Origin of the sequence: Muribaculum intestinale (assembly GCF_002201515.1) — a bacterium.
GTDB classification, from domain to species: Bacteria; Bacteroidota; Bacteroidia; order Bacteroidales; family Muribaculaceae; genus Muribaculum; species Muribaculum intestinale.
In genome coordinates this window covers 1,150,592-1,173,669 of sequence record NZ_CP021421.1, presented here as the reverse complement: position 1 = coordinate 1,173,669, position 23,078 = coordinate 1,150,592, and the positions used below count along the sequence as shown (strand labels likewise).

General features: G+C 51.5%; 18 protein-coding genes and 1 tRNA gene. 10 read left to right on the top strand and 9 right to left on the bottom strand.

The genetic code is table 11. The features are described 5' to 3' along the window. The first annotated feature begins 22 nt into the window (after positions 1 to 22). From pckA to ADH68_RS04725, 5 genes are all read left to right on the top strand, one after another. Positions 23 to 1,627: a phosphoenolpyruvate carboxykinase (ATP) gene (pckA, locus tag ADH68_RS04745; RefSeq protein WP_068961818.1), complete on the top strand. Its 1,605-nt coding sequence runs from the start codon at positions 23 to 25 to the stop codon at positions 1,625 to 1,627. A gap of 149 nt (positions 1,628 to 1,776) precedes the next feature. Next, a complete protein-coding gene (locus ADH68_RS04740; RefSeq protein WP_068961819.1) occupies positions 1,777 to 3,897 on the top strand; it encodes an Ig-like domain-containing domain in 2,121 nt (706 codons plus the stop codon). A gap of 19 nt (positions 3,898 to 3,916) precedes the next feature. Beyond that, positions 3,917 to 4,822: a DUF3822 family protein gene (locus tag ADH68_RS04735; protein ID WP_068961820.1), complete on the top strand. Its 906-nt coding sequence runs from the start codon at positions 3,917 to 3,919 to the stop codon at positions 4,820 to 4,822. Continuing rightward, on the top strand, positions 4,813 to 5,391 hold the full coding sequence (gene rsmD / locus ADH68_RS04730) for a 16S rRNA (guanine(966)-N(2))-methyltransferase RsmD (RefSeq protein WP_068961821.1): 579 nt from the start codon (positions 4,813 to 4,815) through the stop codon (positions 5,389 to 5,391). The genes ADH68_RS04735 and rsmD overlap by 10 nt, the downstream gene beginning before the upstream one ends. A gap of 32 nt (positions 5,392 to 5,423) precedes the next feature. Beyond that, entirely contained in the window at positions 5,424 to 6,284 is an 861-nt protein-coding gene (locus ADH68_RS04725; protein ID WP_084274151.1) for a CE1 family esterase, read from the top strand. Between the two features lie 166 nt (positions 6,285 to 6,450). On the opposite strand, the gene ADH68_RS04720 is transcribed toward ADH68_RS04725, so the two are convergent. Next, positions 6,451 to 7,479, bottom strand: coding sequence for an aspartate-semialdehyde dehydrogenase (locus tag ADH68_RS04720; RefSeq protein WP_068961823.1), 1,029 nt, complete (start codon positions 7,477 to 7,479; stop codon positions 6,451 to 6,453). Between the two features lie 211 nt (positions 7,480 to 7,690). After that, positions 7,691 to 8,857 carry a putative sugar nucleotidyl transferase gene (locus ADH68_RS04715; protein WP_068961824.1) on the bottom strand — a complete coding sequence of 389 codons (1,167 nt, stop codon included), beginning with the start codon at positions 8,855 to 8,857 and terminating at the stop codon, positions 7,691 to 7,693. Positions 8,858 to 9,001: 144 nt separating this feature from the next. Here ADH68_RS04715 and ADH68_RS04710 point away from each other — a divergent pair, with 144 nt between their 5' ends. Continuing rightward, entirely contained in the window at positions 9,002 to 9,448 is a 447-nt protein-coding gene (locus ADH68_RS04710) for a hypothetical protein (protein ID WP_133165740.1), read from the top strand. A 100-nt stretch (positions 9,449 to 9,548) separates the two neighbouring features. Beyond that, positions 9,549 to 10,121, top strand: coding sequence for a hypothetical protein (locus ADH68_RS04705; RefSeq protein WP_068961826.1), 573 nt, complete (start codon positions 9,549 to 9,551; stop codon positions 10,119 to 10,121). 442 nt (positions 10,122 to 10,563) lie between these two features. Here ADH68_RS04705 and ADH68_RS04700 read toward each other — a convergent pair whose 3' ends face one another. The 4 genes from ADH68_RS04700 to ADH68_RS04685 all read right to left on the bottom strand — a co-directional run bounded on the left by ADH68_RS04700 (position 10,564) and on the right by ADH68_RS04685 (position 15,512). After that, a complete protein-coding gene (locus ADH68_RS04700) occupies positions 10,564 to 11,160 on the bottom strand; it encodes a 4'-phosphopantetheinyl transferase family protein (RefSeq protein WP_068961827.1) in 597 nt (198 codons plus the stop codon). Then, complete coding sequence (locus tag ADH68_RS04695) at positions 11,157 to 11,744, bottom strand: hypothetical protein (RefSeq protein ID WP_088294780.1); 588 nt, start codon at positions 11,742 to 11,744, stop codon at positions 11,157 to 11,159. The genes ADH68_RS04700 and ADH68_RS04695 overlap by 4 nt, the downstream gene beginning before the upstream one ends. A gap of 37 nt (positions 11,745 to 11,781) precedes the next feature. Then, a complete protein-coding gene (gene gldE, locus ADH68_RS04690; RefSeq protein ID WP_068961829.1) occupies positions 11,782 to 13,104 on the bottom strand; it encodes a gliding motility-associated protein GldE in 1,323 nt (440 codons plus the stop codon). A 302-nt stretch (positions 13,105 to 13,406) separates the two neighbouring features. Continuing rightward, positions 13,407 to 15,512, bottom strand: a complete 2,106-nt coding sequence (locus ADH68_RS04685) for a leucine-rich repeat domain-containing protein (protein ID WP_068961830.1) — start codon at positions 15,510 to 15,512, stop codon at positions 13,407 to 13,409. Positions 15,513 to 15,686: 174 nt separating this feature from the next. Here ADH68_RS04685 and ADH68_RS04680 point away from each other — a divergent pair, with 174 nt between their 5' ends. Then, the gene (locus ADH68_RS04680; protein ID WP_232321407.1) at positions 15,687 to 16,481 is read left to right on the top strand and encodes an IS5 family transposase; all 795 of its coding nucleotides are present in this window, start codon (positions 15,687 to 15,689) and stop codon (positions 16,479 to 16,481) included. 66 nt (positions 16,482 to 16,547) lie between these two features. On the opposite strand, the gene ADH68_RS04675 is transcribed toward ADH68_RS04680, so the two are convergent. Then, positions 16,548 to 17,648: an ISAs1 family transposase gene (locus ADH68_RS04675; RefSeq protein WP_068961832.1), complete on the bottom strand. Its 1,101-nt coding sequence runs from the start codon at positions 17,646 to 17,648 to the stop codon at positions 16,548 to 16,550. Positions 17,649 to 18,087: 439 nt separating this feature from the next. On the opposite strand from ADH68_RS04675, the gene ADH68_RS04670 reads away from it, so the two are divergent. Beyond that, entirely contained in the window at positions 18,088 to 19,071 is a 984-nt protein-coding gene (locus ADH68_RS04670; protein WP_068960594.1) for an IS30 family transposase, read from the top strand. A gap of 76 nt (positions 19,072 to 19,147) precedes the next feature. Here the strand turns inward: ADH68_RS04670 and ADH68_RS04665 are convergent, their stop codons facing one another. Beyond that, on the bottom strand, positions 19,148 to 20,149 hold the full coding sequence (locus tag ADH68_RS04665; RefSeq protein ID WP_133165745.1) for a hypothetical protein: 1,002 nt from the start codon (positions 20,147 to 20,149) through the stop codon (positions 19,148 to 19,150). Positions 20,150 to 20,313: 164 nt separating this feature from the next. Continuing rightward, positions 20,314 to 20,387 (bottom strand) — tRNA-Asp (locus tag ADH68_RS04660). A gap of 249 nt (positions 20,388 to 20,636) precedes the next feature. Here ADH68_RS04660 and ADH68_RS04655 point away from each other — a divergent pair. After that, positions 20,637 to 23,042 carry a TIM-barrel domain-containing protein gene (locus ADH68_RS04655; protein WP_068961833.1) on the top strand — a complete coding sequence of 802 codons (2,406 nt, stop codon included), beginning with the start codon at positions 20,637 to 20,639 and terminating at the stop codon, positions 23,040 to 23,042. Positions 23,043 to 23,078: the final 36 nt, after the last annotated feature.

The following is a 23,078-nucleotide window of genomic DNA, read 5'->3' as shown; positions in this document are numbered from 1 at the left end:
ATATAATTAAAGTCTATACAAAATGAGCAAGATCGATTTAGCCCAGTATGGCATCAAGGATGTCAAAGAGGTGATCTACAACCCCAGCTATGACGAGCTCTTCAAGGCAGAGACCTGCCCCACACTCGAAGGTTTTGAAAAAGGCGTTGTAACCGAACTCGGCGCCGTAAACGTAATGACCGGTGTATATACCGGCCGTTCGCCCAAGGATAAATTCATCGTACTCGACGATAACTCCCGCGACAATGTATGGTGGACAACCGAGGAATATCCTAACGACAACAAGCCTGTGACTGAAAAGACTTGGGCTGCTGTTAAGGAAATCGCCATCAACGAGCTGTCCGGCAAGAAACTCTATGTTGTCGACCGTTTCTGCGGTGCCAACAAGGATACACGTATGGCTGTCCGCTTCATCATGGAGGTAGCATGGCAGGCTCACTTCGTGACCAACATGTTCATCGCTCCTACAGAAGAGGAAATCAAGGAATTCAAGCCCGACTTCGTTGTTTACAATGCATCGAAGGCTAAGGTTGAAAACTACAAGGAGCTCGGCCTCAACTCCGAGACTGCTGTTGTGTTCAACACAACTTCACGCGAGCAGGTAATCATCAACACATGGTACGGCGGCGAGATGAAGAAAGGTATGTTCTCTATGATGAACTACTATCTCCCCCAGAAGGGTATCGCTTCCATGCACTGCTCGGCCAACACCGACAAGGAAGGCAAGAACACCGCTATCTTCTTCGGCCTCTCAGGCACAGGCAAGACAACCCTTTCTACAGACCCCAAGCGTCTTCTTATCGGTGACGACGAGCACGGATGGGACGACAACGGTGTGTTCAACTTCGAGGGTGGCTGCTATGCCAAGGTTATCAACCTCGACAAGGAGAGCGAACCCGATATCTTCAACGCCATCACACGCGACGCCCTCCTCGAGAACGTTACCGTTGACGCAGAAGGCAAGATTGACTTCAAGGACAAGAGCGTTACCGAGAATACTCGTGTAAGCTATCCCATCAACCACATCAAGAGCATCGTTGAGCCTGTAAGCGCAGGTCCCGCTGCCAAGAATGTTATCTTCCTGTCGGCTGATGCATTCGGTGTGCTTCCTCCCGTTTCAATCCTTACCCCCGAGCAGACCAAGTACTACTTCCTTTCAGGCTTCACCGCCAAGCTCGCAGGTACAGAACGCGGTATCACAGAGCCTACTCCTACTTTCTCTGCTTGCTTCGGCCAGGCATTCCTCGAACTGCATCCTACCAAGTATGCCGAGGAACTTGTCAAGAAGATGGAGAAGAGCGGCGCCAAGGCTTATCTCGTAAACACCGGCTGGAACGGAACCGGCAAGCGTATCTCTATCCGCGACACCCGCGGTATCATCGACGCCATCCTCGACGGTGCCATCCTCACAGCTCCTACCAAGAAGCTCCCCATCTTTGACTTCGAGATTCCCACCGAACTTCCCGGTGTTGATTCCACGATTCTTGATCCCCGCGACACCTACGCCAATCCCGCAGAATGGGAAGTTAAGGCCAAGGACCTCGCAGCACGCTTCATCAAGAACTTCAAGAAGTACGAGAACAACGAGGCCGGCAAGGCTCTTGTTGCCGCTGGTCCCCAGCTCTGATAACTCTCTGACGGGCCGTGCCCATCGCGTGGCATGACCTGGAAAAATAACGGCAGACATCCCTATCGGGGTGTCTGCCTCTTTTTTATGCACCCCTACGGTGGATATACGCGATTTTCTGTGTAAATTTGTGGTCATACTTTTGTGTAATGACAAGAAACGAATCTACATACATGCGCGGGATTCTTGGGGTGATACTCATTTTCATCCTTGCCGCCTGTGCCTCCATCGGACATCCGTCGGGAGGTGAATACGACTATACTCCCCCCGTCTATGTGAAAAGTAATCCCGCCATAGGGAGCCGCAATGTAGCCGCAAGCCGTATAAGCATTGATTTTGATGAGAACGTGCAGGTAGAGGATGTCATGACAAAAGTTGTTGTCTCGCCTGCTCAGAAGGCTATTCCCTCGATTACCGCCAACGGCCGCCGCATTACCGTAGACATACGCGACAGTCTTATACCCAACACCACTTATACAATCGATTTCTCCGATGCCATACGCGATCTCAACGAGGGCAATGTGCTTGACGGATTTGCCATTGACTTTTCCACAGGCGACAGCATCGATTCGCTTCGCATATCGGGCATGGTGTTTGAGGCGCGCACTCTCGAACCGGCCCAGGGGATGCTCGTTGGTGTCTACAGCAATCTTTCAGACACCGCTCTCCGTACACTTCCCATGGAGCGCATCGCACGCACCAATCAGCTCGGCCAGTTTACAATACGCGGATTGCGCCCCGGAGAATACCGAATTTTTGCCATCAACGATGTGAACCGCGACTACCATTGGGACCGTTCGGAGGATATCGCATTCTACGACACTATAATAAGCCCCTGGGCGGAGACTGTCGTAATTACCGATACGCTGACGACTGCCGAAGGTGTCGACTCGATAGTGACACGTGAGGCGCGCGACTATTTTCCGAACGACATACTCCTAACCTGGTTCAACGAAGGCTACCAGTCGCAGTACCTCAAGGATTACCGGCGTCCCGAGCGAAAGAAGCTCACAGTCGATTTCGGCACACGCTCCGACTCATTGCCGGAGCTCACGATACTCAACGGGCCGTTGGCCGGAGCTTCATCCTCGCAGTGGGCTCGGCTCAATGCAGTGGCCACCCTCGATACTCTCGAGTATTTCATCACCGATTCGGCTGTCTATGGTATGGATTCAATGCTTGTGGCAATGAGATATCTGCGCACCGACACTGCCTCGCGCCTTGTATGGGGCACCGATACATTGCGGTTCAGCTTCAAAGACCCCAAAAAGAGCAAGGGTCAGCTGAAAAAAGAGGCGAAAGAGCGCGAGCGCAAGATTGAACGTATACTTAAAGAGCGCGAAGAGGCCGGCGATACGTCAAAGACAATCCTGCCGTCCGATACTATAGAAATCAAATTCCTCCAGTTCTCGTCCAAATCGGGCGGCACCCAGGAACTTGCTCGCCCCATGTGGTTTACCACCGACCAGCCTTTGCTCGTTGACACAATCCCGGAGTCAATCGTCACATTTGCCATGATGCGCGACACTGTCTGGGACACAATCCCGGCACCGCGTATTTATCGTCCGGATTCTCTGCGTCTGTTGAGCTTCAAGGCAGATTATGCATGGGCGCCGGCTACAAAATATAAGCTCTCGATTGATTCGGCGGGACTGCACGGTGTATATGGTCTGTGGAATTCGCGTACCGATTTCGAGTTCACTACAAAATCTCTGGAAGATTACTCTGCTCTTTTTGTCAATGTGTCCGGCACGACCGATTCGGCGTTTGTCGAGGTGCTTGGGCGCGATGACAAGCCGGTGGCTGTCGCGCCGGTCAGAAACGGTGTGGCAGAGTTCAATTATCTCGCGCCCGGCGATTATTATATGCGCCTGTTTATTGACAGAAATCACAATGGCATTTACGATACAGGCACCATTACTGACAGCATCTCGCAGCCCGAGGAGGTATATTACTATCCTAAGAAAATCGTGTTGAAGAAGAATTGGGATGTGGAGCAGTCGTGGGATATCTACGAGACAGCAATCGATCTCCAGAAACCGGCAGAGATTAAGAAAAACAAGCCCAAGGACAACAAGAAGCGCCGACGCCGTCCCGACGGATCATATATTGACGAGCGTGATGAAAACTCCGACGAATATGATGATGAGTTTGACGATGGCTATGGTGAGATGGACCAGTTTGGCCCGGGCAGCTACAACGGCGTACGCAATATCGGCAACAGCCGTAACAATTCTGTAGGCGGATTCTCTCGTAACAATCGTTTCTAACCGGCTATGCGTATATCCTATGGGTAAATGTGTCATAGATAAAGAGAATGTTGTCGCTCCAGGACGGTGTCATCTTATCCTTGATGTGGATGAGACTCGTCTTGGTGTGACAGTCATTGATCCTATTGTCTCCGACCCGCTATGGCGTAGCATTGAGCTGACTCCGGCTCTCTCTCCATCCAGAGGGGCAGGGTTTGTAGAGTCGGGCTCTGAAGCGCTTGTCAAATCGCTTGAAGAAGCTGTATATGACAATCCGGTATTACTGTCGGGATTTTCATCGGTAGAGGTCATACTGCACACACCATGGTTTGCCATGGTGCCGCCGGAAATTTCTGCGGATGCTGAGATGCGGATGACTGTAGCCGAAGCATCTGTGCCTGAAGAGGCCGCCGACGCTACGATGATTGAGCTTCCTCCGCTCTCCGCAGAGGCGCCCGACTTCGTCATGTATGCCGACACCCGGCTTGTCGACTTTCTGAGGCGCACGTTTGCCAATCCTATGTTCCGTCATCCTCTTGAAGTCATGTGCCGGTATTTCATGGGTACGGATCCTCTTGGTGTCTCTGGAAAGATGCTTGCCCGTTTCGCTCCGCGCCGTGTCGATCTTATGGCGTTTGGCAATTCGGGCCCCGTTTTTGCCAATAGTTTCGAATGTATGTCGCCTGTCGATGCTGTATATTTCATACTTGCGGTAAGGGAATGGCTTGATATCGGTGTCAACGGCGAGCTATTGTTGGCCGGAGATGCCGCCATGCGTGAGGCCGTCACCCCCGTCTTGCGCAAATACATCGGATTTGCCATGCCTTTGCCGCTCCCTTCGCGAGTCGCCTCCGGCAATGTCGCGATGCCGTTCCATGCCGAGGCTCTTGCGGTCATGTATATGAAGAATATTAACAATCCTGCTGACAGACCATCATGCGAATAATACGAGGAAAATATGGACGACGTCGCTTCGACGTCCCGTCGAATATATCGGCCAGGCCGACAACTGATTTCGCACGTGAGAACATATTCAACGTGCTCGAGAACCTCACTGACCTTGAGGATGCCGACTGTCTCGACCTTTTCGCAGGCACGGGAGCCATCAGCTTTGAGTTTTTGTCGAGAGAATGCCGACATGTCACTGCCGTAGAGAAAGCCTCTACACAGTGGCGCTTTATCAGTCAGGTGGCACAACGTCTGAATGTCGATAACTTCACCCTGATACGTGGCGATGTATTCCGCTTTGTTGCCACATGCACCGGCAAGTTTGATATCATCTTTGCCGATCCTCCCTACGACCTTCCGCGTTTCGGTGAGATTCCCTCCTTGATTCTCAGCTCAAAAATGCTGCGTGAAGGCACAATATTTGTCATCGAGCATTCGCGCAACTACGATTTTTCCAATCTGCCGCATTTTCTTGAGCACCGTGTCTACGGCTCTGTCAACTTCTCCATATTTCGTATCGGAGACGTGGAGCCGTGTGGTGCTGTATCTTCAGGCGAAAATGTCTAGCATAATGATAACCTTATATCAAATATCTGAATATGAATAGATTTGTTTATCTTCTCGCTGCGGTCGGTTTATTCACCCTATCGGCCAAAGCGCAGATACTACCGGCCTACAGTATGGAGTATGGCGACACTTTGCGCACCTACTCGATGTTTATTCCTGAAGGCATAGGCAAAAATGCTCCGCTTATAGTCTATACTCACGGATATTCGACAAAACCGGCAAACAGAGTCCGTCGCGACCTCAACGAGGCCGCCGCCGAATATGGCTTTGTCGTATGTTATCCCGACGGAGCGCCCGACAGCCGCGGTAAGGACGGATGGAATGTCGGTTATCCATCCCAGCATACCATGACCGTCGATGAAAACGACTTCTTCGCAAAACTCCTCGATGAAGTGTGCGGGCGTTTTGGAGTAAGCCGCAGCAACGTATTCCTTGCGGGCATGTCAAATGGCGGTGACCTCTGTTATCAGATGGCGTATACACGTCCCGACCTCTTCAAGGCTTATGCCTCCGTGGCCGGACTCACCTTTGAGCATGTTTACCACAACGAGCACCTTACTATTCCGGTTCCGTTCCTCGAAATTCATGGCACAGCCGACAAGATTTCAATGTGGCAGGGTGACCATGCCAATGCCGGAGGATGGGGGCCATATATCCCAGTGCTGCTCGCAGTGGCCGCAGTGGCCGCCAACAACCGTTGCACAACAATGACAACCGACACCATACCATCGCGTTCGGAGCGTCTGGTGACACGTTACACATATAGTGGAGCACCTTCGGGAGCCGACGCGGTGCTCTACCGTATCGAGGGTGGCGCTCACCGCTGGGGCACTGCCGATGTCAATACTTCCGACATCATCTGCCGGTTCTTTTCCCGCTATCTCGACAGATAGTCTCACCCTCTAAGGCTCACGAATAAAGCAAAAGGGAGGCGGTTCACACCGGCTCCCTTTCTTTTAAAATAAAGGCTTAAGGTTACTTATCTTATTTGTACAGAGGTTTTGCTTTATTACGATGAGGAGGTAGAGTCGGATATAATCCGGATGAGGAGAATATTTTTTATCGAACTGCCTTTGACTTCCAGCCATTGGCAATCAGATACTGTGCAATCTGCACTGCATTGAGCGCGGCGCCCTTCTTAATCTGGTCGCCCACAATCCAGAATGACAGTCCGCGGTCGCATGTGAGATCCTTGCGCAGACGGCCTACATATACCGGATCCTTGTCGGCGATATCAAGCGGCATGGGATACTGCTTGTTGGCGGGGTCGTCGAGCATCACTATGCCTTCGGCCTTTTCCAGAGCCTGGCGGGCATCCTCAAGGCTTACTGGCTGCTCTGTCTCTACCCATATGGCTTCGGAGTGGGCGCGCATCACCGGCACTCTCACGCATGTGGCGCTCACTTCGAGCGATGGTGCATGCATTATCTTCTTGGTCTCGTGGTACATCTTCATCTCCTCCTTGGTGTAGCCGTTGTCGGTAAACACATCTATCTGAGGGATGACGTTGTAGGCGAGCTGATATGCGAATTTCTCGACAGTGGGCTCCTCGCCGCGGGTGAGCTGTGCATGCTGCTCAAGCAATTCGGCCATTGCCGATGCCCCGGCGCCGCTGGCGGCCTGATAGGTCGACACATGTACGCGGCGTATCGGAGATATGTCATTGATAGGCTTCAAGGCCACTACCATCTGTATTGTGGTACAGTTGGGGTTGGCTATGATATTGCGGGGAGTATCGAAAGCGTCCATTCCGTTGACCTCGGGTACTACCAAAGGCACATCGGCGTCCATGCGGAATGCACTTGAATTGTCAATCATCAGTGTGCCGTTGGCGGTGATTACATCGGCGTATTCGCGTGATGTGCCGGCACCGGCCGAAGCAAAGGCAATGTCGACACCCTTGAAGTCGTCGGCATTACGTGTAAGCTCTTTTACTATGATTTCTTTACCACGATATGTATACGTCCGACCTGCACTACGGCTTGAGCCGAACAGCAACAACTCGTCAATTGGGAAATTCTGTTGGTCAAGTGTGCGGAGGAATTCTTGTCCCACGGCTCCGCTTGCACCTACAATAGCAATCTTCATTTATTTCGCGGTTATGATAAATAAATCATATGGTGTGGCAGACTGATGTCAGTAATAGTGCCTGATGGAGGAGTTTTGAGCGCTATATATGATTTTGCGCACCTTTCTGTATTGCAAAATTAAAAAGAGTCTACCTAATTGCCAAATTTATGGCCAAAAAAGTGGCGTATAGCATCGTCAAATGTGATTTTTGGCCTTATTTTGGTATTATTTACTTGTACGTTTCGGCAATATCGCGTATTGCTTCAAAGATATCGATGTCGGTCTGGGTCAATTCCACATGTCTGCGTGCCATGGCACGGCGCGCTATGTCAAAGAATTTGCTCATTGCCACATCCGAAAATCCTGCCGCTCCGCCTTCGCTGAACGAAGCCACGAAATTGCGCGGAAATCCCGACCCGTGGATGTTGCATCCGACACCGACCACAGTGGCTGTGTTGAACATCGTGTTGATGCCGGCCTTGGAGTGGTCGGCCATGATAAGTCCGCAGAACTGAAGCCCTGTGCGCAGAAACCTGTGGGCCGGATAGTTCCAGAGCTTGATTTCGGTATAGTCGTTTTTGAGATTCGATGCCACACAGTCGGCTCCCAGATTGCACCATTCGCCGATTACGGCGTTGCCGAGAAATCCGTCGTGGGCCTTGTTGCTGTATCCAAGCATCACTACGTTTGACAACTCGCCTCCTACTTTACACCACGGGCCGATGGTCGTGGCTCCATATACACGGGTGCCCATGTTGATGTGCGAGTCGTGGCAGAGTGCCAGCGGACCGCGTACAAGAGTGCCTTCCATTATTTCGGCATTGCGGCCAATGTATATCGGGCCGTTCTGCACATTGAGCACTGCGGCTTCCACCCATGCTCCCTCTTCGATAAATACCCGAGATGGATCGCCTATTATCGTTACCGTCCGGCTTATCGGCTGTGAAGTGCGTCCGGCGGTCACTCTTTCGAAATCATACTCAAGAGCCTCTCCGTTGAGTGTGAATATGTCGGTCAGCGAGCGAAGTGCGGTGATATGTATGGGATCGTATTCTACAGTATCCTCTGCCTCTTTTCCGTGACGGGCTATTTCCTCTCCATCCACCGTCAGACGGCATCCGCAAGGCAGAGCCTCGATTGCTTTTACCAGTTCGTCCGACGGACATACGTGTGAGGCTATGTAATAGTCGTCGAGGGTATCGGCTTCTTTTAGCGGGAACTTGGGCGCGAGATATTCAGCGCTTACCTTGTAGGAATATTCTCCCGGGAAAGCGCGCTCCCACTTCTCGCGGATTGTCTCGATTCCGAGGCGTATTCCGGCCACAGGACGTGTATAGGTGATAGGGAGCAGGTTGTCGTGCACCCGGGCTACATCATATAATATTACGTTTCGCATATATTGCACTCTTATTGTGCAAAGGTACTAATAAACTGTTTCAATGAAGATTTTTTTGAGGGATATTCTATGCCGAGGGTAAAACAGATATGTACGGTCGGGTGTTAATAATGATAAAATCCGATAAGATAATTTGAAAGACTTATGGTTACGCTACTATTGCCTGCCGCTGTTTCGGCGTCGTTTCTTTCTTGCGTTGCGGGTGTGTTGGCGCTCGTTATACTCATATTGATTGCCATGGTACGGCGCAGTTCCGGACAGATGACCACTCTTGGCGGAGGGGTTATAGCCCTGCTGTCGGTGATTGCCATAGGTGTGATATGGATTGTGGCTGTAAGTCCGGTGGATATGGTATGGTCAGTAGCCGGCATGCGCGAGTCGGCCGATTTGATTGGCTCAGGCACAAGCGTGCAGCGTTCGCTCGGATACACCTATGGCCACGATGCCCTTGTGCCGCGCGGTGTTGCCGTATGGCTTGCCGTGATAATCAGCGCGGTAGTCGTAATGTCGGTATGGATTGCGATATCCATCCTCGGCCGTCGCCGCCGTCTCGCTCCACCCCGTCCATCCGTAAAAAACGAATCGTTATAGTTGTTCTTTAACTGTTCTGTCATTGAGGTGCATGTCGACATCTTTTTGATATTTATTCATTCGTTACTATATTTGCAAGGTTAAAGCAAATATAACATACATGAAACGAACGATTATTACAATGTGGATGGCAGGAGCCACGCTCCTGTCGTCGGCGCAGGATGCGCCTTTGATGCCTTATCAGAATCCGTCACTTTCATTTGAAGAGCGTGCCGACGACCTGCTTTCTCGCCTTACTCTTGAAGAGAAAGCATCGTTGATGAGAGACTCGTCGCCTGCGATTCCGCGGCTCGGTATCCCGGAGTGGCACTGGTGGAGCGAGGCTCTCCACGGGGTAGGACGTAACGGCACGGCCACCGTATTTCCCATAACCATGCAGATGGCCTCTACGTTCGACGACGTTTTGGTGGAACGGATATTTACCGCCGTCAGCGACGAGGGCCGTGCCAAGAACTCGATAGCCAAGCGTGCGGGCCGGCTCGACAACAACCGCTGTATGTCGTTCTGGACTCTGAATATAAGAGCTTGTTTAATAATAAATGTTACCGTCAGGGCGGTCTTCGCCGGCATCTTTCCTCCCGTTCTTCGGTCGTTATGGAACCCCATAACTCCCTCATCACAAGCGAAAACCTGCTCGCCGACTGACCGCCCAGACGGTAACATTTATTATTAAACAAGCTCTTAGCGAGCGGGACCTTCGTGAGACATATTCAGCGGAAGCATAACCCCGGCCCTGGAGGGAGAGGAGATGCCTGTCGATTTGCCTGGATTCTATCGTGGCGATCGTCTGTCTATCGAGCTCCCAGATGTACAGCGGAAGTTGATACGCCGGCTTCACGATATGGGGAAGAAGGTGGTGATGGTCAACAATTCAGGCTCGGCTGTGGCGCTTGCCGCGCGAAAGTTTCACTTGTTGGGACGAGGCTACCCGCTCGATGCGTGTGGTCCCCGGCTCCTACCTGCTGATGGCCGGCTCGTCAAGCGCCGACATTTCTGCTCCGGTTGCGGTAAAAATAAAATAATCGGAGATTGTCAGATGGATTTTTGCTTGTGATGAGGGTGTGTAGCCACAGCTGCATGACCGAAGAATGAGCTAAAAGGCGCAGACAAGACTCTCAGAGGGCGACTGCGATGGTTGTGGACGGGGCGATGTCCGGAAGGAAAATCAGCCGGAACCGTCGCCCGTCGGCAGTCGCCGCTATAATGTCGCTGATGGCGTTGTCGGCAATCTCTGCCTGAGGCAGCCTGATTCCTTCGGCAAGCGGAAGTCCGGGTATGCCTGCCGCTTTGTATACTGCCTCTTTGATAGTCCAGGCCCGCAGCAGCAGAGTGTCGGAGGCGGTCCATCCAGGCATTTCATCGGCAGAAAGCACTCTCGGGGCCACGTTGCGAAGGGCTTTTCGGAAATGCTCGCAGTCAATGCCGATTGCTGTGCCTTCCGGTGCCACGGCGAGCATGGCGGTGTCGCTGCAGTGGGATATTGACACGCTATGCAGGGTGTCGCATCCGTCGCCGGCCAGTATATATGGGGCTCCCGACTCCTTGTGCATAAGCCGGGCCTCGGGGCCGAATGCTGCTGTGACAAGCCCGGCCACGGCCTCACGTTCTGCTTCTCGGCGACCGGACCTGTCGGAGGAGCAGGCGATAGCCGTGTGCCATACAGTAATGCCCGGATATGGGTCGATTCGCACGATGTCGTGTCGGCTGCTCATTCGGCTGTCAGATTCTTGGCCATATGGATGAGGTCGCGCTCCACACCTTCCACTATAGGCATGTAATATTCCGCGTCATTGCCCGGAAGTGCCGGCGGCATTTCAAGCGCGCCGGTAAAGAGCAGTCCTGTGCTGTCGGTGGCGATTATCTGTAGCGGAGTCACCATTGCACCGGGGGTGGCCACGATTTCCGATGAAAGTCCGTTGGGGGCAGTCAGTTCCGTCACAGTGCTGCGCAGACCTCCGGCGTTCAGGGCAATGCGCTCCCTGCGGTTGGCGATAGCCGTGAACAGAGAGTCGCCTTCGAGTCGGCTCAGAGTAAGACGCAGAGTGGCTCCATAGCGTGGATAGCGCACGTCGATCCATGTGGCGACATCGCCGTGTGAGGCAATATCGACTGTAGTGGAATCGTTGACCATGATGCGCACGGGCAGAGTGGGCGAGACCTGACGGTATACGGAGTCGTAAAGCTCGATACGCGGATATGCAGTGCGGCGCGGCACGGCCGACGAGTTGTCGGTGCGGCCTGTACAATCGCCGGTAAGCAGAATGAACAATGCTGCCACTACAAACGTGGGCAGCATAAGTAAAAGACGCTTGAACATGCTCTTTGACAATCTCTTAGTTTGAAGCAGGGGTGGTCTGGTCGGGATTTTCCTGCGGCATTACCTTGACGCGTACCGACGATATGCGGTGGCGTTCGATTGATATGACAAGGAAACGGCATCTGCGGTATACTATCGACTCTTTCTGCCGCGGGAAGTCGCCCTTGATGGCGAGCAACATTCCGGCAAGAGTGTCGCAGTCCTCGGTCACTTCCTCATAATCCTGCTCGTTGAGGTCGGTCACACGGAAGAAGTCGGTAAGCAGGGTCTTCCCGTCGAATATGTATGTGTCGTCGGGCAGGCGCTTGTAGGTGGTCTCATCCTCGTCGTACTCGTCGTTGATATCGCCGACAATCTCTTCAAGCACATCTTCCATGGTCACAAGGCCCTGAGTGCCGCCATATTCGTCGATAACGACAGCCATGTGTATGCGGCGGCGGCGGAAGTCCTCGAGGAGGTCGTCGATCATGCGGGATTCAGGCACGAAATATGTCTCGCGGATAAGTTTCTGCCACTGAAAGTCATCGGGAGTGTCCTTTCCGATGTAGGGGAGAAGGTCGCGGCTGTAGAGCACACCGCGGATATTGTCGTCGGTATCCTCCACTACCGGCAGGCGGGAGAATCCGCTCTGCAACACCACATCCATCACCCGGCTGAACGAGAAGCCGTAGTCGATTGTAGTCATATCGACGCGCGGTGTCATAATCTGCGAGGCCGTAGTGTCGCCGAATTCAAGTATTCCCTCAAGCATCTCCTTCTCGTCGGCGCCTTTCACCTCGGTCACTTCGAGAGCCTGCGACAGGTCGTCGACCGATATGTCGTCGACTTTCTTTGTAATCACGCGGTTGACTATCGAGCCGCTTTTTACCAGCATGGATGATATGGGGAAGAACAGTTTTATGGCGGCTCCGATTCCTCCCGAGGCCATTTTGGCCCATCCTACAGTGTAGGTGTTGGCATAAAGTTTCGGTAGAATCTCGCCGAACAGGAGTATGAGAAACGTAAGGATGACCGACTGGAATATAAAGTCGAGCACACCGCTCTCGAAATGGAAAATCTGGTTGAACGCGAAATTGCAGAGAATTACTATGGTTACATTTACCAGATTGTTGGCGATGAGTATCGTGGCGAGTAACCTCTGAGGCTGTTGCAGGAAGCCCTCGATTGTGGGGCCTTTGGGCGACTCGTCAAGTTCTTCGCGTTGCGACGGAGTCAGCGAGAAGTAGGCGATTTCACTTCCTGATACAAAGCCTGATATGAGCAGGGCTATTGCGGCGCATACCAGCGCTATTATGCTTCCTGCCGTCGGAGTGTTTACTGTTATGAGCTGGGCGGCCATTACAAGCCCTGTGAGTGGCGAGGCCACCGGTAACGGATCGATATCCAAGACGATGGGGTGTTAGTGAGACATATATCGCAGGCTTCGGCTCTGCGGATGGAGCGTTTGCCCAGATGTGAGGCACAAAGTTAAGGAAACTTTTGCATTCCACCCAATCCGTACTATTCTTTTTATTGACCTTTGCAGCAATCTGTTTACATTGAAAAAATGCCCCTGCCTCAGTGTGTATTCCGAGGCAGGGGCAAGAGGGTGTGGTGGGGTTTCGTATACCCTATGGTGTCATCAGGGACGGTAGTGCGCTTTTATTTTACAAGCACCTTCACTGCTTTGTTGCCCTGGCGCTTGATGTAGAGGCCCGAGGTGGGGTTGTCTACGCGCACACCGTTGAGGTTGTAGTATACAGCCTCGGTGTTGTCGGCGGCCTCGATTGTCTCGATGGCGCTTGTGTTGCCGAGGGGCTGGTAGTTGGTGAATGATTTCCATTCGGCTGCTGCCTTGTAGTCGTTGATGCTGCCGGCAGGCACGTATACGGGGATGTCGGTGGGTATGCCGTCGAATGCCATAGCGGAAGCGGCTGGAGGAATGGTGGCTGCCGAGCGGATTTCGGTCATACCGCTGCATGAGTCAAATGCCATCATGTCGATCTGGGTCACTGTAGATGGAAGGCTGACTGACTTGAGAGCGGAGCATCCGGAGAATACCATTTTGCCGATATATTTTACGCCTTCGGGAAGGTTGATTGACTCGAGGGCCTTGCATCCGTAGAATGTCATATTCGCGAATGAGTCTACGCCGCCTTTCAGTGTGACGTTCTGAAGTCCGCTGCAACTGAAGAACGAGGAGCCCATTGAGGTTACATTAGCCGGAATCTCAATATCGGTGAGGCCTGTGCAGTTGGCGAATGCCTGGTCGCCAAGTACTTCGAGTGATGCGGGTAGAGTGACTGAGGTCAGGCCCTTGAAGCCATAGAATGAGCGACCGATTGAGGTGACACCTTCGGGAATCTCGAGAGCTGTGGTCTCCTTGCCGTTGAAGTATACTTTACCCCATTTTGAGGTTGAGGTGGGGAATGCGTTGTAGATGGGGTTGGCGTTGCCGTTGGCAATCTCTACGGCGCACCATGCGGCCAGGTCGGCGATATATACCGTCTTGATGCCGCTCATGTTGCGGAATGCGTCGGTTCCGATTGTGGTGATTGATGAGGGAATCGAGATTGATGTCACTACCTTATTGTTCATGAAGGCTTTCTCTGCCACAGAGGTCACTGCATAGTTCTTTCCGCCTACGGTGATTGACGCGGGGATGTCGAGTGAGGTGACAGTGGCGATGCAACCGGTGACTGCAGCTGTGTTGTTGTCGCGGTCGAGCTGGTAGTTGATGCCGCTGATGCTCGGGGTGTCGGTGTCCTCGTTGTCGTCGCCTTCGCCTGTGGCTTCGCCGGTGAATACGTTGAAGTCAACGTCAATCTTGATGTCGGAGAGAGTATATCCCGACAGGTTCGTGCCGTTGACATAGCAATAAAGTATGGCGTCGGCCTTGAGCAGCGAGGTGGCCTCGGAGGTGACTACCGAAATGGTGAGGTCGTCGGCCATTCCTACAGGATTTCTTCCGTATAGAGAGTAGACTCTGTTATAGTAATAGTAGCAGTCGACCGGGGTACCGGCTGCGATAGTGGCGCTGTTGGCTGCGGAATTGAGCGATACGGGCACTTCATAGTATGCACCGTAAAGGAATCCGCTGAGTCCTACTATTTTCAGAGATGTCTCTGTGGGCTTGGAAATCAGAAGTGGCATTTCGAAGGCAACAGATTCTCCGTCGTTGGTTGAAAGGGAATATGTGATATTGGCGTTTGCTTTGGTTGCCTCTATTCCGCTCATGATAACTAAACCTCCGGCATCGACTTTGCCATAGACACCGTTGTCAAATGTGATTTTGTCGCCTGATACAGTGCCTGTGATGTCCTGTGAGGAATACTGGTTGGCATCGGGAATGAGTGCGTATAGGGTGATGTCGCCATATGTGGAATGTGTGCCTATCACTACGCCTGTGGGGATGGAAATTTTTCCGGTTGAGGCGTCATAGGTGGCGTTGACTGAATAGCCTTCTGCGAAGTTGTTGAGTACGATGCCTCCGTCGGTACCTTCGGAAACGGTAAAGAAACCGTTGTAATTATCTTCCGTATCATTGTATGTAGTTACGAAACGCATGCCAACGATTGACTCGGGAGCGGTTGTAGATGCGTCGTCGGCTGCACGCGACACTTTGCGCACGCTTTCGGAATACTCGACTTTGGCTGACTTGAGTTCCTGATGGTGTTCGGGCATCGAAAGTGTCGTCACTGTCTGAGGAGCCGCCATCGAGCATACTGTACATAGTGCAGCAAGCGATAATGAGTAGAATTTTTTCATAAGGTTAAATAAAAAAATGTGAATATTGTGCTGAAACAAGCGCACAAAAGTATGAAGTTGTCTTGACTTATTTTAAACATACAAAATACAATAAGGAGTGTTAAGTGTAATGAGCAAAAACACACCTAAACACTCCTTGAATTGATAGAACTCATAGATAAAGACACCATAAGAATGGAAATCCTGCCGTATCTGACAACCGCCAAACGAGGCTACACATGCAAGGGAGACCTTTGCGAGGTCATCCAGTGCATATTGTATAAGCTCAAGACAGGCTGCCAATGGCACATGATTCCCACAATGGCGATCTTCACCGAAGTAGTCCTCCATTATAAAACAATCTTCGGGAAGTTTCGGCAGTGGTGCAAGGACGGTTCGTGGCAAAAAAGTTGGGAATCGCTGCTTGGACGCAACCGCGACATGATAGACCTCTCCAGTGCCGACCTTGACGGCAGCCATACCGTGGCACGGCGCGGAGGAGAGGAAGTCGGTGGAGCAGCGCATAAAGCGGCGCAGACCACCAATGCCATATTTATTACTGACCGTCAGGGTATTCCGATGGCTATGTCTGAGCCAAAATCCGGCAAGCACCATGATGTTCATGAGATTGGAACGTCACTTGATCAGATTTTTGGCATGATGGATAACGCAGGAATTTCCATTGACGGCCTTTTCCTCAATGCCGATGCCGGATTTGACTGTCACGATTTCAGAAGAAAATGTGAGAGTGCCGGAATCATTGCTAATGTAGATTTCAACAATCATACAAAAAACGATGAGAAATATCTGCTGGACAGAGAACTCCTGTCTCTCAGATATAGCATTGAGAGGACAAATGCCTGGATGGACTCTTTCCGATCCGTGCTCAATCGTTTCGATAAAACGGTTTCCAGCTGGAAAGGGTGGAATCTCCTGGCATTCCATGTGATATTTCTTAAACACATTAACAGACTCAAAAAGTCAAGATGACTTCTATCTATTTAATTTTAAAAACACAACAAATGTAAATAAAATTTCAGGGCTGGCGCATGAGATTTAACTATCCTTAAAGACTTTGTACAGATATTCAGTGCTCCACATACATTTTTTGCGTCTTCGTTTAAGGCTGAGTTTATCGTTCTGCTTTTTAAGCATTTCCAATGCATACTTGCGCATCGCTGAAAAATTGACAGCGCCATTCTTGGCGCGTACGCGGCACATATCTTCCCGAAACGTCACGTCGAGATGCCAGTGCAGTTTGTTCTCGATACCCCAGTGCGCACGAATACGCATCGCATAGTAAGAAGCCTCATCTTTCTCCACGCTGCTGAGATAGTAGATTGTTTCACGCGAGCGGGCACCGTTCTCAGTACGCTCACGCTCCATCTTTATGATACGTTTAAGACCGGGCCACTTCTCGTACATTCCCTCCTGTTCCAAAAGTGTCGTATCCATAATTGAACAGGTTCTCTTCTCAACTCTTCCGTGCCCCTTTTCCTCGGTTGTGTATACCGATATTGGAGTAGTCCTACTAAAGATACTTTCCGTCAAGCTCTTGAGTATCGGCTGATTGTCTTTAAGCGCCATCAGATAGTCGCCGCCCTGGAGCATGATCTGTTCTGCGATATTACGGTGGGTCCCCATTGCGTCGACTGAAACCAATGCCCCTGTAAGCCATAAAGAGGACAATACGGACGGCAGAACCGTAAGTTCGTTGGTCTTGCCATCCACCGGCTTTTCGGCAACGCAGATTTCTGTTTCAGATACCCACGCATTGAGGATATACAGTCCGTGGCATCCGGGACTCCTGGGATTTTCACCCCGCAGTTTCTTACCGTCAATGATGACCTGATTGCCGCACAGGGATTCGATTATGTGGCCTCGGCAGCAATCAAGACTTGCCCGGAGCTGAGCGGGATTGACAGACTCTACAACACGAAGTATCGTGTCACCACACGGGACGCCGTTGCTAAGCTTCAGCAATCCGGCGGCCTTGAATTCTTCCTCTCGGTCTGTAACCATATCCGATATGTCGTCACAGTCCTCACAATCACACAACACGCCGATGAGTGCCATTCGGAGCACATCCTCGAGCTCATGTTTAACCTTGCCCAAGTCACGCGGGTCTTTTACTTTGCTGAAAATTTCTATTTGCATACCTCTAATATATCCATTTTCAGCAATATATGCAATATCTGAAAGTTTATTTCACATAATCAGGTGAATTTTTGACTGAATTTGAGTTAAATCTCATGCGCCAGCCCTGATAAAATTTAAAATTACAGATTGATATAGATATTCGGTTTAATGCTACTGTGCCGGATATCGCTTGTGGGGATTCTTACAAATAATTTGCCTTTTTGTCGTGATTATTCAAGCGAATATAGGTGTGTATTGGGATGAAGATTCCAAATCGAAGTGCAAAACTTTGAGATGGGCATTAGTCATTCTCCTCTCTCCTTCTGGCGAGGGGATGCCCAAGCGGCGGGGGCGGCCTAAACCGCCCCCAAGAGCGAACAGCAGCAGAACATACTGGCAATACAAAATAAAAAGGGAGACCGAAGTCTCCCTGAGATTAACTAATTTTGTATTGCTTATGTACAGACAATTAACCTCGCAGCAAAGGTCGCAAATTTTCGCCTTACTGCAAAGAAAAACTTCGAGAGAAGAAATTGCCCTCATAGTAGGGTGCAGTCAGTCAACGCTTTGTCGTGAACTGAAGCGCAATTCCACAACCAAAGGCCACTATCTGTGGGAAAAGGCTCATGCCAAAGCCCTTGAACGCAGAAAGCGCACCACATCCAACAAGAAGCTCGACAGCGTGTTGGTGTGGCGTATAAAACAGATGATTATTGACCACCAATGGTCACCAGAACAAATTCGTGGCGTGTTGGCCAAGGAAGGTGTTTCCGTATCCATACAGACCATTTACAACATTATAAACGCTGATGAAAGCGGAGAACTGCGCCGTCACCGCAGACATCCCGACTTCCGACGACGACCAAAAGGCGAACGCAAACCCACTAAAGCCACCAACATACCAAACCGCACAAGCATACACGACAGACCGGCCGAGGCCGACGGCAAACGCTTTGGCGATTTTGAGATGGATCTTATTGTTGATGCCTACGGGCACGCGATTCTAGTGCTGCTTGAACGCATGACTGGCTTTGTGATGATGGAGAAACTACCTTACGGAAAAAGAGCCAAGCCATTGTCAAAGACTGTCGTGAGAATGCTGTACGCATACCGTAAATATCTTAAAACCATCACTACTGACAACGGCAGCGAGTTCGCGGCACACCTCGACATAACCGCCGGATTACGCATCAAAGGTCTCGATGATGTGACTGTTTACTTTGCCGACAGCTACTGCTCATGGCAGAAAGGAGCGGTCGAAAACATCAACAAACTCATCCGTCAATACATCCCCAAAAAGTCAAATTTCAATGATTTCACTGACCTATACATCAAGAATGTCGCAAAGAAACTAAACCTCAGACCACGGAAAAAACTCGGTTTTTCAAACCCGAAAACCGAGTTCTTCAAACAAATCGCTAATTTTGCACTTGCCAGTTGAACCTGCGGGTGTGTATTGGGATATTCGGATTGTAAGAATATTTTAGAAAAAATAAGAATGTTCTGGACATTGTATGTCAGTGATGGGTAAATCGTATGTAAGCGCGGTCGTCGAAAGATAGATTGCCGGGGATTATCCCTTTGGTGGAAATGTTTTCGTGCATGCACATGGGGTCTGAGTCGAGCAGTCGGTGCAGGTGTGTCTCACTCTGCGCAAGGGTAGGGAACACTTCGGGGTAGCCGTCTGAGGCGAGTATTACTTCTGTGCCGGCCGGTACGGTGAATACCTTTACTTTGGTCGGGCCTATCGGGGTGCCGTCGAATACGGGGAATGAATATTGCAGTTCCGTTGCGTGATTGTTCTGAAGAAGTGCCTGGCGCTCAAGGAACGGCCTGATAAACGTTCGCCCGGGGTCGTCGCGCATGATTTCCTCGCGGGTCATTCCTGAGGCAAGTGCGGCCTCGTTCATGGCGGCTCGTGCACGGGACATTATGAGGTCTATCTCCTTTTCATTGCGTGAATATGTGTCGGCGTATCTCAGTTGGCAGTCGCCTATCTGCCATATCTCTCTTCGCGATATACTGTATATTACACCATTGGCAACAAACCTTTTGTTGGGTGAGGCCTTTATTTCCATTTCGAGGCCGTTGGCTCTGTAGAATCGGGCGATTGCCGATGTGATATGCTCCATGGCTTCGTGCATTGTGGCCTCCGGTGGAAGGGCGGCTATGGCTTCGCATACGATTTCCATGGCTAATCGGCCTGATTTCTTGTCTTGTAGGGTGAAGCTGCTTTTTGAGGTCGCCCCGTCGATTACGGCTATGTGGGCGGGTGTGACAATGATTCCGTCTTCGTTGGTGTCGGGGCTTTTCTTCCCTTTCAGGTAGCTTTCGGCAATGGTGATGCCGTCGAGGACAACGTCCGGTGCGGCCCATTCGCTCGGACCGTCGGGCATAGTGTGGCCTATGGCCGCTACGGAGGTGGATGTTGTATCGGTTGGCATGGCTTTGACGGGGATTATCATGGCGCTGATAATTCCTATGCAGGATAGCGCTGTTGTGAGTCGAAGTTTGTGCATTTGTGTTGGCATTTAATTTGTAATACAACCGAGATGATTGTTCACGCCAACGGGAGTATAGTATGGATAGAAAAATCGATGAGGTGGCAGGATATAAATAAAAAAGAACTCTTTGTAATCAATCCCGAAGGACTGAATTGCAAAGAGTTCTCCTCTCTCCTCAGCGGTGCGTACGGGACTCGAACCCGTGACCCCATGCGTGACAGGCATGTATTCTAACCTACTGAACTAACGCACCAAGAAGTATTTTTTTTGTTTTAGCTTAGCGGCCTCTGCCGTTTTGCGTTGCAAAGTTAAGGCGCTTTTTTTGATTTGCCAAATCTTTTTGAAGAAAATTTGCGAGGAAATGTAATTTTTACTTTTGTTAACAATTTTCAAATCGCTCGAAATAGCACTTATTCGCCTAAAAGTCTTATATTTGCATCGTGCAAACGAGGCACACGAGCATGTAAGAAAAAATCAAGATAGTTTGTCAACTTTTTTATCCATGAGAAGAATCGCCAGAATTTTTAATGTGGTATCCGTAATTTTTTTAGGATACGCTTCGGCTGTGGCCGTGACTCCGGATGCGGTGAACGGCACTGTATCGACATCGCTGCCGGATGGTCGTACTATAGTGGTGAGGGCCTATAGCCCCGATATAATCCGTGTTGAAAACTTTGGAGCCGGTGAGGCGCCCTCGCGCACGCAGGCCGGACAGCTTGGTGTGGCGCCTTTCGACGGCGTTGTCGAGCGCACTGCCGACGAGGCTGTAATCAGGACCACCTCGGGCCTTTCGGCTATAATCGACCTGAAGAGTGGCGCTGTGTCTTTTGACGTTGATACTACGCCTGCCACGAAGCGGCTGCTTTACGACAGCGGCGTCAGGAGCAATGACGGCGGGAGTGTGAGCCTTAGTCTGATACCCGAGGGTGGCGGCACATTCTATGGCGCCGGCGAGCGTGGCCACAGCCTCAAGCTGAACGGTGACACGCTTGTGATGTACAACAGGCAGAATTACGGCTATGAGGGGCACGACCCGCGCCTGAGACAGATGAATATAACGGTACCGATGTTTGTAAGCACCGAGGGTTACGGTGTGCTGTTTGACGACCATGCTCCGGCCACACTGGTGATGTCGGACCCGATTGTGTATAGCTCGGAGCAGGAGAGTCCGGTGTCGTACTATTTTATATATGGCGGGGGCACTGTGGCCGGCGTGACGGAGGAGTACTCACGTCTGACCGGCCGACAGGATCTGCCGCCATTCTGGGCGCTGGGCTACATCACCTCGAAATACGGTTATAAGTCGCAACAGGAGACCGTAGGGGTAATTGACACGCTGAAGCGTGAGGGATTTCCTGTCGACGGTGTGGTGCTTGACCTCTACTGGTTTGGCAAGGAAACCGACATGGGCAAGCTCGCCTGGGATACCGTCAGCTGGCCCGACCACCGCGGCATGCTTGCCGGGCTGAAGGCACGCGGGGTGAATACAGTGCTGATATCCGAGCCTTATATCAACAAGAAAGGCGCTATCGACAATTACAATCTGCTCGCCGAAGGTGGGATGCTCACCCGCGACAAGGATGGCAATGTACACGATGTGACGACATGGGTAGGCGACGCCGGTATGTTTGACGTGGCCAATCCCGCTACCCGCCGGTGGCTGCGCGAGCGCTACCGTGCGCTTACCGACGAGGGTGTCGGCGGCTGGTGGGGTGATCTCGGAGAGCCTGAGGTGCACCCCGAGACAATCGTCCACTCCAACGGGATGACTGCGCGCGAATACCACAATGTATATGGCAACGAGTGGAGCAAAATCATATATGATATGTATCGTGAGGAGTATCCCGGACGCAGGCTTATGACCATGATGCGCGGAGGCACAGCCGGATTGCAGCGCTACAGTGTGTTTCCTTGGAGTACCGACGTGGCGCGCACATGGGGAGGTCTCGAACCACAGGTGCGCATAATGCTCAACTCGGGGCTTAGCGGACTGGGGTATATGTCGCACGATGTAGGCGGATTCGCCATTGTCGATACCACGCGTGTTACTGACCCCGAACTGTATGTAAGGTGGCTGCAGCTCGGTACATTCTCTCCGGTGCTGCGCACGCACGCACAGAAGATGCCCGAGCCGTACAATTATCCTGACCAGCGCGATATAATTCTCGACCTGGTGCGCGAGCGTTACCGCTGGCTCCCCTACAACTATACTCTGGCGTATGAGAATGCGTCAAGGGGATATCCGTTTGTACGTCCGCTCAATTTCGCCGACACGTCGTCGGCCCCCGACAGTGTGTCCGACCAGTATATGTGGGGGGAGGAGGTGATGGTGGCGCCTGTCACCGCTCAGAGCGCCACTCGTCGCCGTGTAGTGTTCCCCACAGGTGTATGGATTGACTATAACCATCCGGAGAAATCTCCGGTGGCCGGACTTTCGGAGAGCGTGGTCGATGCGCCTATTGAGGAGATACCGATGTTTGTGCGCTCAGGGTCTTTCATTCCGCAGGCCATGTACCCGATGGATAATGTAGGCGACTATGATCCCTCGCGCTATACCGTGCTGTATTATCCGCGTGGCGACGGGGAGAGCCGCTATACGATGTATGATGACGACCGCATGTCGTCGGAGTCGCTGAGAGACGGTGAGTATGCTCTGATTGACTTCGCCGGGAAGGTCGACGGACGCCATGCCGCAGTCCGGGTTGTGCAGAGCGGATATTATGAGGGCATGCCCGACGAGCGCGAGCTTACATTCGTACTTCCGGGAATAAATTCCGGAGACGTAGCTTCAGTCAAGCTCGACGGCAAGGCGTGTGCTGTCGGTAAATCGGAGGAGGGGTACGCGACGTTTGTCATGAGGCTTCGCGGCGACACTCCGGCAGTGGCCGACATCACTCTCCGTCGATGAGACGAATTTTGTTTAAAAAAATTAAATTTATCTCGC